This is a genomic window from Streptomyces hirsutus, from assembly GCF_001418415.1.
GTDB classification, from domain to species: domain Bacteria; phylum Actinomycetota; class Actinomycetes; order Streptomycetales; family Streptomycetaceae; genus Streptomyces; species Streptomyces hirsutus.
Genome location: NZ_LIQT01000579.1, coordinates 1 through 713 on the forward strand (window position 1 = coordinate 1; position 713 = coordinate 713).

Sequence of the window (713 nt, forward strand, 5' to 3'; positions counted from 1 at the left end):
TCGGCGATCGCCGAGTCCCGCACGTTCAGCGCCAGGCTCACGCCGATCTTGCGGGCGAGTTCCAGACGCTCCTCGCTGACGTCGGTGATCATGACGTGGCGGGCGCCGGCGTGCCGGGCCACCGCGGCGGCCATCAGGCCGATCGGTCCGGCACCGGTGATCAGGACGTCCTCGCCGACGAGCGGGAAGGACAGGGCGGTGTGCACGGCGTTGCCGAACGGGTCGAAGATCGCGGCGACGTCGAGGTCGACGGGAACGCGGTGCACCCAGACGTTGGCCGCGGGCAGGGTGACGTACTCGGCGAACGCGCCGTCGCGGCCGACGCCGAGGCCGACGGTGGCGCGGCACAGGTGCCGGCGTCCGGCCTGGCAGTTGCGGCATGTGCCGCACACCAGGTGGCCCTCGCCGCTGACCCGGTCACCGGTCCTGATCTCGCCGACGTCCCGTCCGGTCTCCACGACCTCGCCGACGAACTCGTGCCCGAGGATCAGCGGGGTGCTGATCGTCTGCCGGGCCCAGCCGTCCCAGGCGCGGATGTGCAGGTCGGTGCCGCAGATGCCGGTGCGCAGCACCTTGATGAGCACGTCGCCGGGGCCGACGGCCGGCTCCGGGACGTCCGCGAGCCACAGCCCGGGTTCGGCCTTGTCCTTGACGAGCGCCTTCAACGCCACGGCTCCTCGGGGTGAGTCCCGGCTCCGGGCATGCCGGAGCAG

General features: G+C 72.8%; 1 protein-coding gene. It reads right to left on the bottom strand.

The window, feature by feature from the left end:
• The coding region (locus tag AOK11_RS34850; RefSeq protein ID WP_063793568.1) for an alcohol dehydrogenase catalytic domain-containing protein at positions 1-665 on the bottom strand (665 nt) is incomplete at its 3' end.
• Positions 666-713: the final 48 nt, after the last annotated feature.